At 30.4% G+C, this 17,818-nt stretch carries 13 protein-coding genes; 3 read left to right on the top strand and 10 right to left on the bottom strand.

The window, feature by feature from the left end; translation table 11 throughout:
* Positions 1 to 2: 2 nt before the first annotated feature.
* The 10 genes from WHA43_RS04195 to dnaN form a co-directional block, all read right to left on the bottom strand.
* Positions 3 to 1,559, bottom strand: a complete 1,557-nt coding sequence (locus tag WHA43_RS04195; RefSeq protein ID WP_226742813.1) for a beta-N-acetylhexosaminidase — start codon at positions 1,557 to 1,559, stop codon at positions 3 to 5.
* A gap of 83 nt (positions 1,560 to 1,642) precedes the next feature.
* On the bottom strand, positions 1,643 to 3,175 hold the full coding sequence (locus tag WHA43_RS04190; RefSeq protein WP_105047285.1) for a hypothetical protein: 1,533 nt from the start codon (positions 3,173 to 3,175) through the stop codon (positions 1,643 to 1,645).
* Positions 3,172 to 5,475: an FdhF/YdeP family oxidoreductase gene (locus tag WHA43_RS04185; RefSeq protein ID WP_105045881.1), complete on the bottom strand. Its 2,304-nt coding sequence runs from the start codon at positions 5,473 to 5,475 to the stop codon at positions 3,172 to 3,174. Before WHA43_RS04185 ends, WHA43_RS04190 begins: the two co-directional genes overlap by 4 nt.
* A gap of 1 nt (position 5,476) precedes the next feature.
* The gene (gene fdhD / locus WHA43_RS04180; RefSeq protein WP_105045880.1) at positions 5,477 to 6,271 is read right to left on the bottom strand and encodes a formate dehydrogenase accessory sulfurtransferase FdhD; all 795 of its coding nucleotides are present in this window, start codon (positions 6,269 to 6,271) and stop codon (positions 5,477 to 5,479) included.
* 194 nt (positions 6,272 to 6,465) lie between these two features.
* The gene (locus tag WHA43_RS04175) at positions 6,466 to 7,641 is read right to left on the bottom strand and encodes a THUMP-like domain-containing protein (RefSeq protein ID WP_105045879.1); all 1,176 of its coding nucleotides are present in this window, start codon (positions 7,639 to 7,641) and stop codon (positions 6,466 to 6,468) included.
* A gap of 5 nt (positions 7,642 to 7,646) precedes the next feature.
* Entirely contained in the window at positions 7,647 to 8,729 is a 1,083-nt protein-coding gene (locus WHA43_RS04170; RefSeq protein WP_105045878.1) for an AI-2E family transporter, read from the bottom strand.
* On the bottom strand, positions 8,729 to 10,000 hold the full coding sequence (locus WHA43_RS04165) for a hypothetical protein (protein WP_226742812.1): 1,272 nt from the start codon (positions 9,998 to 10,000) through the stop codon (positions 8,729 to 8,731). The genes WHA43_RS04170 and WHA43_RS04165 overlap by 1 nt, the downstream gene beginning before the upstream one ends.
* Positions 10,001 to 10,084: 84 nt before the next feature.
* Positions 10,085 to 10,501: a VOC family protein gene (locus WHA43_RS04160; RefSeq protein ID WP_105045876.1), complete on the bottom strand. Its 417-nt coding sequence runs from the start codon at positions 10,499 to 10,501 to the stop codon at positions 10,085 to 10,087.
* Positions 10,502 to 10,533: 32 nt separating this feature from the next.
* Positions 10,534 to 11,127, bottom strand: a complete 594-nt coding sequence (locus tag WHA43_RS04155; protein WP_226742811.1) for an ACP phosphodiesterase — start codon at positions 11,125 to 11,127, stop codon at positions 10,534 to 10,536.
* Positions 11,128 to 11,207: 80 nt separating this feature from the next.
* Complete coding sequence (gene dnaN, locus WHA43_RS04150) at positions 11,208 to 12,326, bottom strand: DNA polymerase III subunit beta (protein ID WP_105045875.1); 1,119 nt, start codon at positions 12,324 to 12,326, stop codon at positions 11,208 to 11,210.
* Between the two features lie 171 nt (positions 12,327 to 12,497).
* On the opposite strand from dnaN, the gene WHA43_RS04145 reads away from it, so the two are divergent.
* From WHA43_RS04145 to WHA43_RS04135, 3 genes are all read left to right on the top strand, one after another.
* Complete coding sequence (locus tag WHA43_RS04145; RefSeq protein WP_105045874.1) at positions 12,498 to 15,011, top strand: PIG-L family deacetylase; 2,514 nt, start codon at positions 12,498 to 12,500, stop codon at positions 15,009 to 15,011.
* 129 nt (positions 15,012 to 15,140) lie between these two features.
* Entirely contained in the window at positions 15,141 to 16,844 is a 1,704-nt protein-coding gene (locus WHA43_RS04140; RefSeq protein ID WP_105045873.1) for a sodium:solute symporter, read from the top strand.
* Positions 16,831 to 17,805, top strand: a complete 975-nt coding sequence (locus WHA43_RS04135) for a Gfo/Idh/MocA family protein (RefSeq protein WP_105045872.1) — start codon at positions 16,831 to 16,833, stop codon at positions 17,803 to 17,805. The genes WHA43_RS04140 and WHA43_RS04135 overlap by 14 nt, the downstream gene beginning before the upstream one ends.
* Positions 17,806 to 17,818: the final 13 nt, after the last annotated feature.

Here is a 17,818-nt window from a genome sequence, read left to right as displayed (position 1 = left end):
ATTTAATTTTTTTCAACTTCAGCATTTGGCGCAAAATAAATACCCTTTTCAGTCCATCTTTTTTCTAATGATGATAAGTTTGATTTGAAAGAATCAAAATCTTTCAATTCTTTTTTTGTCCATCCAATTTCGGCATAAGCAGCAATTCTCGGAAAAACTTGAAAATGCATATTTCCTCTTGTAGGAATCCATTCTCCCCACATTTGACAACCTAAACCGATAATTTTATCATGATATTTGGCATCCAAATCTTCAGGAATTGGGTCAAAACTGTACGCTTTTGATAAAGGTAAATTTTTATAGTGGTAATCTAAATACGAAAAATTGTGAAACGAATTTACGATTTCATAACCATTACTTGCTGCAGCTGTTGCTAATTCAATATCTCCTTTCCAAAAATGGACAATAGTTTCTTTAGCAAGCATTTGCGAAGTTTTTGTGTCATTTTTTTGTTGATAATCATGCAAATTGTGTCCCATAATTTCATTCCAACCCATCATTCTTCTGTTTTTACTTTGAATAAAATTTGAAATATTATTTGTAAAATGAACTTGTAAATCAGCAGGGGTTTTTAGGTTGTTTTTCTTCATGTATTCATTCACTGATTTTGATGATTTCCAATGATTGTATTTCACTTCATCACCACCAATATGAATTACTTTTGATGGGAAAAGCGCCATAACTTCCTCTAAAACATCCGTTAAGAATTGATAGACTTTTGGGTCAGCAACATCATAAACATCAGTTCCAACGCCAAATTTGATGGGAACTTCAATGTCATTTTTTGAAGTTCCTAGCCAAGAATAAGCGGCAATTGCTGCTGAAGAATGACCCGGCATTTCAATTTCAGGAACAATGGTAATGTGTCTTTCATTTGCATACTCAATAATTTCTTTGATATCCTCTTGTGAGTAAAAACCCTCATGAACTTCTCCTGATTGAATGGGGCTATCCCATTCTAAAGGACCAATTTGAGTACTTTTTCTTGTTGCTCCAATTTGGGTTAAACGTGGGTATTTTTTTATTTCGATTCTCCAACCTTGATCATCTGTCAAATGCCAATGAAATACATTCATTTTTAAATGCGCCATTTCATCTAACAGTAATTTTACTTGTTCTTTTCCTTTAAAATAACGTGCTTCATCCAACATAAAAGCTCGCCATTTAAATCTTGGAGCATCATTTATGGTGGCTTCCTTAAGTTTTAAACTTTTTAATTCTTTTGAATAAAAAGCATTGTAATCACAAATTTGAATTAGTGTTTGAATGCCATAAAACCAACCTTTTTCTGAGGAAGCCTCAATGTTTATAATTCCGTTTACAATTGTTAATTTATAACCCTCATCAGCAATTTTATCATCAAATTGAAATTGAATTACATTCGTTTTTTGAATGGTTTTCTCTGAAATTTTCAATGATATATCAAATGAATTTTTAAAATATTCTTTTAATAAATAGGCTGATTTATAAGTCTTTTCATTAGATAAAATGATAGTTTTTTGATCAATTTGAAAAGTTTCTTTCCTAAAAGAAATTTCATTTGGTTTTGGTATAATCACATCGTTTTGAGAAATTAGATTCAAAATGTTAAGAAACAATAAAAGGATGAATATTGACGAATTTTTAGGGTTCATTTATGAATTTATTTTTGATTCATTTTTAAAAATGAAATGTTGTAATTGATTCCAAAATTAAACATTGGACTACTTAAATTTCCCCCTTTTGCTTTTACATAGCCACCTTCAACCCTGAATCCTAAGGTATTTGTAACCTCATAATTCAAACCGGCACTTGGTTTTATGATGAGCCCTTGACCAGTACTTATATCACCACCACCAGCTGCACCAGCCAAACCTTGCAAGAAAAGGGTAGTTCTATCATTCATGAAAGGATTGGTTTTTACTCCCAAACCAACAATTCCTTCTGCGTAAGCACCTGCATTTCCATAAATTGCAAAGGATGTTTGCCCTGCAACATAGATGTTTTTGTTGAGGTTTAAATTAACTTGAAGTGAAATTTGATGTAAATCTTCCGTTGGTTGACCATCTCTTACTGCATCAAAGTAAATATCGTGTTTGGTAATTACTTCAAGGCCTTTGAATTTTCCTGAAGAGAATGATTTTTCATCAGCAATAATTCCGTTTCTTTCTAAATAATATTTTAAACCAATACCGTAAGAAGAGGTGTAAAAATGTGAATTAGGTGACATGACGTATCCCTTGTTAATAGCAATAAAAGTGTCTTCAAATAATCGCTGTTCAATTGATAAATCAGGATAAATTAAAAAACCTCCTTCGCTATCAACACCACCACCACCACCTGCGCCAGCTCCAAATTTCACCAAAATATTGGTGCGATTTTTATTAAATGCATAATGATAACCAGCACCTAAAAAAACATCCATATAACCAGCTTTGATGCCATCGTAAGCTCCATCAACTTTTACAAATCCGAACCAATTTTTTGAAAAATAGTTTGCAAATTCAAAACCAGCTAGACGAATTGTATTTCTTCCTAATAATCTTACATTTCTATTATCGTCATTTCCACTAATTTTTAAATTATTAAAATGTAGCATGAATGAAGTTCTTTTAGAAGGGATATTCCAACCTGATTTTTGTAAACCTTCAAAATTGTATTCACTTTCTGAGGCATCATAATCAGCATATTCGTAGTTTAATGGAATTTCTACACCCACATTCAATTGATGACTTTTAATTTCTCCACCATCAAAAAAATTCACATAACTCCATCCTGCATTGATTCCGAAATTTTTGAATTGATATCCTAAGTTTACATGAGGTTTTACAAAAATTCCACCACCATCTGGAGCACCTGCACCACCACCACCACCATAATGAAACCCAAAATCGGTGTACAAATTATCAGTGATGAATTTTTTGATTCCAGCATTTACTCCCAATGTAAAAAATCCACCTCTTATACCTGAAACGGCTCCATAAATTCCTAAACCAGCATAAGCGTAGTCATTTAAAAATATGTTGTAATGTATTCCTGTAAAACCCATATCTGCCTCGTTATTAGGCATGTTTATTGGTAGGAAATCCATTTTTGCAAACCCTTTTTGAAACTTCATTTCTGGAATTTCTTTTTCTTGAGAATAAGATAATTGTGCTAAAAATAATGAGGCAACTACTAAAATAATTTTTTTCATAAACATTTAATTGATTTTTTAATACTTATTATAATTGTCTTTGAAGTGGGCGTATTACTGATATCTGCTACACTGTTAAAAGGTACTAAAACATTTGTTTCTGGATAATAAGTTGCGGTACATTGTTTAGGGATATCATAAGGAATCACTAAAAATTGATGGGCATTTCTTTCTTCTCCATTGAAATGACTGGTTAAATCAACCAAATCTAGTTTTTGTAAACCAAGATTTTTCATGTCTTCTTTGTTCATAAAAATGACTCTTCTTTCATTTAAAATGCCTCTATATCTATCGTTTAAACCATAAATAGTTGTGTTATATTGATCATGAGTTCGAATGGTCATCATTAAAAATTGATTTTCTTTTAGATCAATTTCTGAAGTTTTATTGATGCTGAAATTTGCTTTTCCTGTTTTGGTTGTTGAAAAATTATTTTCTCTGGCATTGTTTGGTAAATAAAATCCGCTTTCTTGACGAATTCGTTTGTTATAATCTTCAAATCCCGGAATTGTTGCCTCAATTTTATTGCGTATAAAATCATAATTTGAGATGATATTTGTCCAATTTGTAGTTGAATTTTTCAATGTTGCATTGGCAATTCCTGCAACAATAGCAGCCTCACTAAACAAACTTTTTGAACAAGGTTCTAAATGACCTTTTGATTGATGTACAATTCCCATTGAGTTTTCAACAGATACAAATTGTTCACCAGAAGCTTGAATATCTTTTTCAGAACGTCCTAAACAAGGTAAAATCAATGCTTTTTTTCCATGAATCAAATGACTTCTGTTTAGTTTTGTAGATATTTGAACCGTCAAATTACAATTTTGTAAAGCGGTTGCTGTATAATTAGTATCGGGAGTTGCTGAAATAAAATTTCCTCCCATTCCTATAAAAACACTTGCTTTTTTTTGATGCATTGCTTCAATAGCATCAACAACATCATAGCCATGATTTCTAGGAGTTTTAAATCCAAATTCTTTTTCCAAACTATCTAAAAATTCCTTTTTGGGTCTTTCCCAAATTCCCATAGTTCTATCTCCTTGCACATTTGAATGTCCACGAACAGGGCAAGTTCCTGCACCTTTTTTCCCAATACTTCCTTTTAAAAGCAATATATTGACCAATTCTCTAATATTATCAACCGCATTTTTATGCTGTGTTAAACCCATTGCCCAACAAATAATGATTTTCTCATTGTTGATGATTAATTGAGTTGCTTCTTTAATTTTTTCATACGAAATGCCAGTTTGAGGTAATAATTCTTCTATAGAATAACGATCTAGATCATTCAAAAAATCATCGAAACCAGCTGTTTTTTCTTGAATAAATGAATAATTAAATACCGAATTTGGATGCAATTCTTCTTGCTCTTTCATCAATTTAAGAATGATTTTCAACAAAGCTACATCACCATTTATTTTAACTTGTAGAAAAATATCTGTTAAACTCTCACCTGAACCAACCCATTTTAAGGGATTTTGAGGGTCTTTATAACGCATCAAACCAACTTCGGGCAATGGATTTATGGTGATTATTTTTCCACCATTTTTTTTGGTTTCATGCAATGCTGTTAACATTCTTGGATGGTTTGTTCCTGGGTTTTGGCCTATTACAATGACCAAATCTGCATGATTAAAATCATCTAAAGTAACAGAACCTTTTCCAATTCCCAATGTTTCAGAAAGCGCTACACCACTAGATTCATGACACATATTAGAACAATCTGGTAAATTATTGGTACCAAATTCTCTTACAAAAAGTTGGTATAAAAATGCAGCTTCATTGCTGGTTCTTCCTGATGTGTAAAAAATGGCTTCATCAGGAAAATTCAAGGCGTTTAATTCTTTTCCAATCAATTCAAAAGCATCTTTCCATTCGATTTTTTGATAATGTTCAGCACCTTCTGCCAAATACATTGGATGTGTAATTCGTCCGCTTTTTCCTAATTCAAAATCTGACATTTCAGATAATTCTTGTATAGAATGTGTTTCAAAAAAAATAGGAGATACTATATTTTTACTGGCTTCTTCAGCAATTGCTTTTGCGCCATTTTCGCAATATTCAGCCAAAAATGCTCTTTTTTCATCAGGATCAGGCCAAGCACATCCTGGACAATCAAAACCATCTTTTTGATTTAAGTTTTTGAGTAATCCAATGCCTTTTAAAAGTCCTACTTCGTTATTTATGGTTTTAAAAACAGACGTTATTGCCTTAAAACCAGCAGCAGAAGTTGGAATTTCTGTGAGTTCAATTCCTGTCAATTTTTCTGGAGGTGTTGCTTGAATTTTTTTTGACATCTTACGTAGTTTTTAAATTTGGATTCGCATACACTGTCATTTTATCTTCTCTTGTAAAACCTATTAGACAAATTCCAAATTCTTTTGCAAAATCAACTGCTAATGAAGAACATGCTGAAACTGCTACAATAATAGGAATTTTTGCAATAAAAGCTTTGGTGACAATTTCATAGGAAACTCTGCCACTCACTAATAAAAATTGAGCTTTTTTTAAATGATTTTTTTGAAGTAAATCACCAATAACTTTGTCAACTGCATTGTGTCTACCAATATCTTCTTTGATGCTTAAAAGTTGGTTTTTTTCATCAAAAATTGCAGCAGCATGACTTCCTCCTGTTTTTTTGAAATTATGTTGAAATGAACTCATTTTTGAATACATTTCTTGTTTTTTTTCAAGAGAAATTGCTTGATTTTTCTCAAATTTTTCTCCAGAAATTTCAATATCTTTTAATTCTTTTTTACCACAAATTCCGCAAGAAGAAACGGAAAGAAGTGTTCTTTTATTTAAATACCCTTTTCCAAGATTGTTATCAGGAATTGTAACATTTACAATTGTTGGAATTGAGTTTTGAGATTCAATAATTGAAAAATTAAAATTGACGACACTTTTATAAATATCCTCTGCAAATAGCAATCCTCTAACCAATTCCATATCATCATCAGGAGTTCTCATTACGACCGTATAAGGTTCATTGTTGATGTTTATTTGAAGAGGCGCTTCAACCACCAATTCATCTTCAAAGACTTGATGAGAATTTCTTGTGATTTTTATTCCTTGATAAATGTGTGATTGCATAAAATATTACAGCATTTTATACAAACTTAGTGAAAAAAGTGTAGCCAAAAAAAAAGTCTCGATACGAAATCGAGACTATGTTTTTAGTGTTTTATACCCCTAAAAATAAAACACATAAAGTTATGCAAATATAATACTTTTTTTTAATTTAAATTGTTTTAATCGAAAATTATTCTTTAAATCTTGTTAATTTATTAACATTTTTTTGTTAATAAACATATTAGCTTTTCGTTTATATCTGTTGTGAAAAAAAGATACAAATTTCCACCATCTTTTAGGTTGGTTTCTTTTCGAATTTGAGCCACAGTTTTTGGGAAATTTCTAGTAGTAATATTTGCTTTATTTTCTGGAATCAATTTCTTAAAAATCTTTTTATCGTATTTAAAAATATTTTCAATTTTAAAACGTCTTCCAGGAAAATCAATCAATGAGTTTGAAGTGTATAAATGTGAATGTTTATGTAGTTTAAAAAGATTGAATTCAGTGCCAATTTGGTCAAATCCACCTGACTTTAAAATAGCTGCATTTGGTTCGTATAAATAGGAGAGAGGTAAGTTATACTTTGCTGTTATTTGATTGTTGATAAAAAAATCAAATTTTTGATTTTCGGTATTTAAAATATTGATAGTTAATATTTTAATTTCTTTAGTTGAATTTTTATTAATCAAATAAAGTAACTCTTTTACCTCGTTTTGAACAGCGATAATATGAATTTCTGAAACAAATTTTAACTCATTTATGGTGTTTGTGATATCTAAAATCGGAGAAACTTTGATGAGAATTTGATTGGTTTTTGTAAATAGAAAATCCAAATATTTTGTAACGTCAGGCAAACAATCTTTCAATAAAAACACTTTTTCTTTGTGATCGTTTCTTCTTGATGGATCTATGTAAATCCAATCAAAAAAATCATTGGTTTTTTCTAAATAATCAATTCCATTACCCGAAATTGTGGTTATATTTTTTGCATTTAATTGTTGATAATTATGCGCCACAATTGTTGATAAGTCAGGGACAATTTCACAATGAAATACTTCTGAAATTTGTTTAGAAAAATAGTAACAATCTACTCCAAATCCACCTGTAATATCAATCAATTTTTTTCCTGAAACTAATTTTGATTTGTAGTTGGCAGTGATTTCTGATGAAGTTTGTTCAATGCTAATTTTCTCAGGATAATAGATTTTTTCTTGCGAAAACCAAGTGGGTAATTTTTTTTCTGATTTGTTTTTCGCTACAATTTGATTTGCCAATTCTTGAATGGAAACTCCTGCGATTGGACTTCCTTTAAAAATCAATTTAGTTAGATCATCGTATAAATGATTTTTTATAAATTGTTGTGATTCTTCAAGTAAAATATTGGCATTCAAGTGGATTAAATATTTTTAGTTAAAGATTTTACAATCTTATTTTCAGATAAAAATTCTTTTAAAATCACTTTTAATGCAGTGTAACTTGGTACTGCAACCATCATTCCAATAATTCCGAATAATATGCCACAAATGATGATGATGAGAAAAATTTCTAACGGATGTGATTTTGTGGTTTTTGAAAAAATTACAGGTTGGCTTACCAAATTATCAAATAATTGTGCTAAAAAATACCAGCATAAAATCCACAATGATGTTGGAAGAATGTGTGTTTGAAAATCTTGCCCAATGTTACTTGTCATGGATAAAATAAATATGATGATTCCTCCAATTAATGGACCTATATATGGAATTAGGTTTAATAATGAGCATAAAAATGCAATTACAAGTGCGTTTGAAATTCCGAATGAGAGCAATATAATTGTATAGAAAATGAGTAAAATACTGATTTGTAAAATGAGTCCAATAAAGTACCTAGAAAGTAAATTATTGATTTTTTCTAGAGAATCTGAAAAACGAGTTTCTGTATTTTTTGGGATAATTGTAATGATGCCATTTTTTAACAATCTACTATCTTTCATAAAGAAAAATAAAATAAATAAAACTGAAAAAAGTCCCGCACTAAAATCTCCTAAACCTCCCAAAATGACATTAAAAATCGCTGGAATTTCTTTTAAATGACTGGCAATATTGATTTCTTTTAGATTTTCTAACAAGTCAATTCCTTGAGATGAAAAATAGCTAGAAATCTGATTGTAAATACTTTGCAAATTTTGATTTAGTTCATCAACTTTTAATAAGGATAAATTTTTTCCTTGTTCAATAATCAGCGGAATGAACAAAATGACAATGCCAATGATAAAACTTAGCATGATGATCATCGTTAGAATTACTGCTAAAGTATTATTCATTTTTAGTTTTCTTCTTAAAAAAAGAATGAAAGGACGTCCAATTAATGATAAAACTCCAGAAATTAGTATGTAAATAATTACTGCCTGAATTAAGTATAAAAAATACAGCAAAAACGAAATTCCAGTAAGAATTGCGATTGCTCTTAAAATTCCGTTTGAAATTGTTTTTGATTCCATCAGTTATAACCTTTTACATTACCCATAGATAAAATAGTTTTTCCTGCAACTAAATGATTTTTAGGTAATAAGGTTCCACTTTCTGTGGTAATCCAATCTTCCCAAGTTGCATCTAAACCCTCCATATTCATACTTGGAACGTACATTTTAAAACTTTTCGGAATGAAATTTTCATCTAAAATCCAAGTGTATGAATCTCCAGGAGTTGAACCTCCGGAAGTATATTTTATATGTAGAGCGTCTTTTCCATCTACTTTTTTAATGGTTCTTATAGTGCCATTATCAAATAATTTATGAGGCGCAACCAACCAAAAAGAATCATTGTTAAAAATAGCTTCTGCTCTTTTGACAAGAGTTTCATCAGCATCTTTTTGCAAACTTTCATGAATAAAAACAGTGCTTTTTTCAATATGATTTGGATGTAAATTCACACGAATAGAGTCCCAAGAAACATCAACAATATGTTGTTTTTTATTCCATTTAAAGAATCTTTTTTCTCTAAAACTCCATTCTAAAAATGTCGTTTTTTGATAAGATTCGTGTTTTATTGCTTTTAAAATTTTATTTGCAAGAATATTAGCTCCTTCATTGTAAGCTTTTACATTACCCATATCAATTTCCATTTCAAACAAAGAAAGGGTATGTTTTGTTGGTAATTGAAATCCTGATTCTGTATTTTTCCAATCAGACCAACTTGCAGAAACTCCACCAATAGGAATGATGGATGTCCACATTTTATATGAAGTAGGGAAGTGGTTTTCATCTAAAATCCATAAATAAGAATCTCCAGGAGTACTTCCTCCAGATGTATAAGTGACCAAAAGAGCTTCTTTTCCTTCGTGTTTTACAATACTTCTTTCTGTTCCAGCATCAAATATTTTATGTGGAGCAATCAACCAAAATGAGTCATTATTGAAAAAATCAGTTGCTTTTTGAACCAATTTTTGATTTTCAACTTTTTGATTGTCAACATAAACTGTTGATTTTTTTGGGTTTTTTAAATGAAGAATTACCTTGTTTTTATCCCAAGAAACTGCTACAATATTTTCTTGTTTGTACCATTTATAGGAGTGATTTCCTGTAAAAGTCCACTCTAAAATTTCGGTATTTTTAAAATTTTCATGATTGATAGCAATCAACATTTTTTGAGCAAGTTCATCAGCTTCTTTTCCTTTTTTTCCTTGAGGAAGTGATTCGTTATTTACAAAATAGTAAACAGTAATTGCAGCAATCATGAGCAATAATACAACTCCTAAAAATTTAAAAAGCATCTTCATTTTTATCAATTAAAAATTCGGAAGCTAAGTTAGGTAATTATTTAGAGAAGTTGAATTAATTGAAAAAAATGAATTCATTTATTTCGCAAACAACTGACTAATGTCTTTAAATGCCTTGAATTCAAGGGCATTATTTTCAGGATCATTGAAAAACATTGTGGCTTGCTCACCTACTTTTCCTTGAAAACGAATGCCAGGTTCAATCACAAATTTTGTATTGGCTGCTTTTAGTTTTTCTGCCAGTTTGTGCCAATCTTCCCAAGTTAAAACAACCCCAAAATGTGGCACAGGAACATCATGACCATCAACAGGATTTGATATTTTTTGTGCAACAAAATCATCTTTTTGATGAATTACTAATTGATGTCCAAAAAAATCAAAATCTACCCAATGTGTATCACTTCTACCTTCTTTACATTCTAAAATATCTCTGTAAAAAGTGCGACATTTTTCTAAATTTTGAACAGGAATTGCGATGTGAAATGGTTGAATCATAAAAACGGGTTTAATTGTTTAAAAGTTTAAAGTTACTGAATTGGATAGTTTATAAGAAAATTAGCTGAATGAAATTTTAAATCCTCAAAAAAATTCAAAAAATCGTTTTCAAAATCTTTTTGAAATAATTGCAAATCCTCGATTGCTAAATCCATTTGAGATTTTCCTTTGGTTCTGTGATTCATACCTTTCAAAACCATTTCAATGCCATTTTCGAATTGATAATTGTAGAGAATATTATGATCAATCATGTATTTTATAAAATTGATTGATTTTACAGGCAATATTTCACTGTTTTCTTGCAGGATTTCATAAACACTAGTTGCGAAAGTTTGCAATGGAATAGTTGAATAGGTTGCCCAATTTTTTGCTAAAAAATGATCGTAAAAAATATCAATAATTACACCATCATAATGCCTGTAACGTTCATGCAATCTGCGTTTGCTTTTCCTTACAATTTCGTGTGCATCAGTAAAAGTATCAATTTCTCGATGTAAAAAAATACCTTTTTGAATCTCTAAATTGTAATGCTTGAATTGATTTCCTCTGATATGATCTGCTATAAAATTACCAATCATGATATTTTTATTATTGTCAGATAAATATAAATGCGCGAGAAAATTCATTCGTTAAAAGTAACAAAAAAACCACAATGAAATCTGAGTTACTCTAGATCATTGTGGTTTATTGTAAATTATAGTTGTTTTTAATTGTTCAACATCACAGGCATTACTAACATGGTAATTTGTTCTCCTTCTTCAGTTCCATCAATTGGGGTTAAAATTCCAGCTCTGTTTGGCAATGACATTTCAATTAAAACTTCGTTTGAACTTAGATTGCTTAACATTTCACTTAAAAAACGCGAGTTGAATCCAATTTTCATGTCATCTCCTTGATAATCACAACTCAAACGTTCGTCAGCTTTGTTAGAAAAATCAATGTCTTCAGCAGAAATATTCAATTCTGTTCCAGCCATTTTCAATCGAATTTGGTGTGTAGTTTTGCTTGAAAAAATAGAAACACGTCTTACAGAATTCAAGAAAGAAGCTCTATCAACAGTCAATTTATTCGGATTTTCTTTAGGAATTACAGCTTCGTAATTTGGATATTTTCCATCGATTAAACGACACACCAATGCAACATTATCAAAAGTAAATTTCGCATTTGAGTCATTATATTCAATAGTTACTTCGCTATCAGAGCCACTTAAAATTCCTTTCAACAAGTTCAAAGGTTTTTTTGGCATGATAAATTCAGCTGTTTTATCAGTAGTAACATCCGTTCTTGAATATTTTACCAATTTGTGAGCATCTGTAGCTACAAATGTCAAACTTTGAGAACTAAATTGAAAGAAAACACCACTCATTACTGGGCGTAAATCGTCATTTCCAGCCGCAAAAATAGTTTTTGAAATCGCTGTTCCTAAAATATGAGCAGGAACAATTGTTTTACTCGGTGAAGGTAAATTTACAGCTTTCGGAAATTCATCACCTGAAAAATATGCCATGTCATAATTTCCTTGATCAGAAATTATTTCAATTTTACTACTTCCGTCAGTTTTAAAAGTTAATGGCTGATCAGGAAAAGTTTTTAAAGTATCTGTTAATAAACGAGCAGAAACTGCAATAGATCCTGAACTATCACTTTCTACCTCAACCACAGAACTCATAGTGGTTTCTAAATCTGATGCAGATATTTTTAGTTGATTTTCAGACAATTCGAATAAAAAATTATCTAAAATTGGCAGTGTATTGTTGCTATTAATAACGCCACCTAATACTTGTAATTGCTTTAATAATTGAGAACTAGATACAATAAATTTCATTAAATTTTCTTCTTAGTTTATTTTACAAATATATTCTAAATATGTCATTTTAAAAATTAATTTATCAACAGGTTACCCTATTTTGTTAACGATTTTACGTTATTTTTATGTTAATGAAAGTTCACAAGAAAATAAAAAAGGTATTTTTGTTCGTTTTGAAAATAGTATTACATGAATAAAACTTTTTTTATATCAATCTCATTACTGTTTATTTCAATAGTGTCTTTAGGGCAAAAGCCTGCAAAACTCTCTTCGAATCAAATTTATGAGAAAATTCAAAAGCTCAATTTTTTAGGAACTGCTTTATACATTGCAGCACATCCAGATGATGAAAATACACGATTGATTTCGTATTTGGCAAATCATGTAAAAGCAAGAACTGGATATTTGTCTTTGACAAGAGGTGATGGAGGGCAAAATTTGATAGGTCCTGAAATTAGAGAATTATTAGGAGTCATAAGAACTCAAGAACTTTTAGCAGCCAGAAATTTAGATGGAGGAGAACAATTTTTTACAAGAGCTAATGATTTTGGCTATTCAAAACATCCTGATGAAACACTTGCTATTTGGGAAAAAGAAAAAGTGTTGAGTGATGTAGTTTGGGCAATTCGAACTTTTAAACCCGATGTAATTATCAACAGATTCAATCACAGAACTCCGGGTTCGACACATGGTCATCATACAACTTCTGCCATGTTGAGTGTAGAAGCTTTTGATTTGGTGGCTGATGAAAATCAATTTTCAGAGCAATTGAAATTTACAAAAGTGTGGCAACCAAAACGATTATTTTTTAATACTTCATCTTGGTTTTATAGAAATTCTGATGATTTTGAAAACGCCACAAAAGAGCTTTCAAAGGTTGATGTAGGCGTTTTTTATCCTTTAAAAGGTTTGTCTAACAACGAGTTAGCTTCAATGGCAAGTAGTCAGCATTTGTGTCAAGGTTTTGGAAGACTCACAACCAGAGGCAGTGAAAACGAATATTTAGAATTTTTAAAAGGGGATTCTTTATCAGTTAAAAACGATATTTTTTCAGGAATTGATACTACTTGGAAAAGGGTAGAAGGAGGTAGTGAAATTGGCGAAATTTTATCAAAAATTGAACAAAATTTTGATTTTGTAAATCCGTCTAATCATCTACCAAAATTGTTAGAGGCCTATCAAAAAATTGCTTTGCTAAAAGATGATTATTGGCGAGAAATCAAACAAAAACAATTATTGGAAATTATTGAAGCTTGTGCAGGTTTGTATTTAGAGGTTTCTGCAGATTCATCAACTGCCATTCCTGATGAGAAAATATCTGTAAATTTCGAGTTGATCAATCGAAGTCAAATTCCAATTATGCTAACTTCTATCAAAAGTACTCTTGATGATAAAACCACTTTTAAAGGGTTGGATTTGAAACATAATCAAAGATTGAATTTTAAAGAAACAATTGGTATTCAAACATCAAATTTCACGTCACCTTATTGGTTGAAAAACGAACCAACGTTAGGTTTGTATAATGTGGAAAATCAATTATTGATTGGAAAACCAGTCACTCCAAGAGAAGCAAAAATCGAATTTAATTTGGTGATTAATTACATTCCGATAATCATTACAAAAAATATCATTCGAAGATATGCAGAAAGTGATAAAGGTGAAATTTACGAACCTTTTGAAATTTTACCTAAAGTAACCACCAAACTTACTGAAAAAGTGCTTATTTTTTCTGATAGTATTCCTAAAAAAGTAGCTGTTGAAATTCGTGCAGGAACCAATTACATCAATGGAAATGTTACTTTAAAAGTTCCACAAAACTGGAGAATAGAACCAGAAAATCATCACTTTGATATTTTACAAAAAAATGACAAACAAGTAGTAGAGTTTTTAGTTTTTCCACCAAAAAATCAGCAAGAAGCAATGCTTAAAGTGGTGGCAACTATTAATGAAAAAGAATTCGATAAAGAGTTGATTGAAATCAATTATAACCACATTCCCAAACAATCTATATTATTAAATTCTGAAGCAAAAATTGTACGATTGAACATTGAAAAATCTGGAAATAATATTGGATATATCAAAGGTGCAGGTGATTTAATTCCTGAAAGTTTACGTCAAATTGGCTATAAAGTTGAAGAAATTATTCCATCAGAAATAACTGAAGTAAGTCTTCAAAAGTATGATGCTATTATACTGGGAATCAGAGCTTATAATGTGATTGATGAATTGAAATTTAAACAAAAATATTTGCTAGATTTTGTTGAAAATGGAGGGAATTTAATTGTACAATACAATACTGATAGAGGTGTAGATGTTGCTGCGCCTTTCATGTTGAAATTGTCTAATGACAGAGTTACTGATGAATCATCTGAAGTTGTTTTTTTAGATGAAACTCATCCAATTTTAAATTTTCCAAACAAAATAACGCAGGATGATTTTAAAGGTTGGACACAAGAAAGAGGTTTGTATTTTCCTAATTCTTGGGGCGAAGAATTTACCCCAATTTTTTCAATGAATGACAAAGGTGAAACTCCCAAAAAAGGAAGTTTATTAGTCGCAAAATTAGGTAAAGGAAATTACATTTACACAGGTTTAAGCTTTTTTAGAGAATTGCCTTCAGGAGTTTCAGGAGCGTATAAATTATTTGCAAATATGTTATCATTACCAAAAAATGTAGAAACAAAATCAGCAATAAAAAACTAGTTTTTGAAAAATAAAAGTATGAATCAACCCAAAAATATAGGGCGTAAAGAATATGCAATTGTGCTCCTAGCCAACCTAATTTATATTCTTGTATGCTATTTTTTGATGCAACTTTTTATAATTTAGCTCATGGAAATCCAACCCAACTTACATACAATTGATTGGATTGTTCTTTCAATAACGCTGATTTTTATTGTTGTTTATGGCACCTATGTAACTAGGAAAAATACCAATGTTCAGGATTATATCAAAGGTGGAAATGATACAAAATGGTGGACAATTGGTCTTTCTGTGATGGCAACTCAGGCAAGTGCCATTACTTTTTTATCCACACCAGGACAAGCTTTTCACAGTGGAATGGGGTTTGTTCAGTTTTATTTTGGATTGCCTATTGCTATGGTTATCATTTGTGTAGTTTTTATTCCAATGTATCATAAGTTAAAAGTTTATACAGCTTATGAGTTTTTGGAGGGTAGATTTGATGTAAAAACAAGAACGCTCACAGCCATTTTATTTTTGATTCAAAGAGGACTTTCTGCAGGAATTACCATTTTTGCTCCTGCCATTATTTTGAGTGCAGTTTTAGGATGGGATTTACTTTCGCTAAATATCATCATTGGTTTTTTAGTAATTATTTATACAGTTTCAGGAGGAACAAAAGCGGTAAATGTTACTCAAAAGCAACAAATGATTATCATTTTTTTAGGAATGTTCATTGCTTTTTGGATGATTGTAAATCAACTTCCTACAGATATTACATTTACAAAAGCGCTTGAAATTGCTGGAGCTTCTGGCAAAATGGGAATTCTTGATTTTTCATTTGATTTGAATAATAGATACACAGTTTGGTCTGGTTTTATTGGCGGAACTTTTTTGATGTTGTCTTATTTTGGAACAGATCAAAGTCAAGTACAACGTTATTTATCAGGAAAATCTGTCAGAGAAAGTCAGTTAGGAATGGTTTTCAACGGTTTGTTAAAAGTGCCCATGCAATTTTTTATTTTGTTGGTTGGTGTTATGGTTTTTGTGTTTTATCAATTCAATTCATCTCCTTTAAATTTCAATCCAAAAGCTAATGAAGTTGTTCAAAAATCAAGTTATAAAGCTGATTATCAAAAATTAAATGGAGAGCACATTGTAATTGAAAATACCAAAAAAGCATTATTAGTTGACGGAATTCAAAAGCATGAAGTGGCTGAAATTCAAATGTTAAACTCAAAAGATTCGACTTTAAAAGTCGCTTCAAAAGAAATTATTGATAAAATAAATTTAGAAAATCCGTTAGAAAAAATAGAATCTAATGACAAAGATTATGTATTTATTCACTTCATTTTAAATAACTTACCCAAAGGTTTGATTGGTTTGTTGTTGGCCGTAATTTTATCAGCAGCTATGTCTTCAACTGCTTCAGAATTGAATGCCTTAGCAAGTACAACTGCCATGGATTTGTACAAACGAAGCAACAAAACTGAAAAAAGTGAAACTCATTATGTAAAAGCCTCCAAATGGTTTACACTTTTGTGGGGAATTATTGCAATTTCTGTGGCTTGTGTTGCTAATTTATTTGATAATCTGATTCAATTAGTAAATATTATTGGTTCTATCTTTTATGGAAATGTATTGGGAATTTTCTTACTCGCATTTTTTATCAAATATGTCAAAGGAAATGCGGTTTTTATAGCAGCAATTATTACTCAAATATTGATAATTATTGTGTGGTATTTGGATTGGTTGCCTTATTTATGGCTCAATTTATTAGGATGTATTTTAGTGATGATAATTGCCATTTTATTCCAATTTTTACAAAAAACTACGGATTATGTCAACAACTAAAACCATCAAATGGGGAATTTTAGGTTTGGGAAAAATTGCCCATAAATTTGCTTCGGATTTAAAAACAGTTTCTGGATGCGAATTGTATGCAGTTGCTTCTAGAAATCAAGAAAAAGCGGATGAATTTGCACAAATCTATCAAGCAAAAATTGCCTATGATTCCTATGAAAAATTAGCTAAAGATCCAGCAATTGATGCTATTTACATTGCAACTCCCCATAGTTTGCACAAAGAGTTATCCATACTTTGTTTGCAACACAAAAAAGCAGTTTTTTGTGAAAAAGCATTTGCAATGAATTTTGATGAAGTTTCTGAAATGATTCAAACAGCAAAAGAAAATGATACTTTGTTGATGGAAGCACTTTGGACACGTTTTTTACCTCATTATCAGTTTGTTATTGATGTTGTAAAATCTGAAAAATATGGAAAAATTAAACAATTAGAAGCTGACTTCGGATTTTATGCACCTTATGATTTGCAAAACAGGGTTTTTAGAAAAGAAGTTGGAGGAGGAAGTTTGCTAGACATTGGCATTTACCCCATTTTTGCAGCACTTTCTACGTTAGGAATTCCTGAAAAAATTGAGGCAAAAGCTACGTTTTTTGAAAATGGTGTTGACTCATCTTGCAACATGCTTTTTCAATATGCAAATGCCAAAGCCTATTTGAAAAGTACGCTTTTAGAAAACACACCAATTACAGCCATTTTTCAATTTGAAAAAGCGACACTTACCATTAATAGACCTTTTCACGGCCCAAGTAATGTAACTATTTTACAAAATAATATTGAAGAAACGATTGATTTTAACTACTCAACACATGGATATAGTTTTGAAATCGAGCATTTTAACAACTTGTTGCAATCGAATAAAAAAGAAAGTGATTTGATGACTTTTGAGTTTTCAAAATCATTAATGAAAACTTTAGATACAGTCAGAAATTGTATTGGATTAACATATTAGAGAATAAAAAAAT

Source organism: Polaribacter gangjinensis, assembly GCF_038024125.1.
Classification (GTDB): domain Bacteria; phylum Bacteroidota; class Bacteroidia; order Flavobacteriales; family Flavobacteriaceae; genus Polaribacter; species Polaribacter gangjinensis.
Note: the sequence above shows the minus strand (reverse complement) of the source record. Positions and strands in the feature narration are given on the sequence as shown.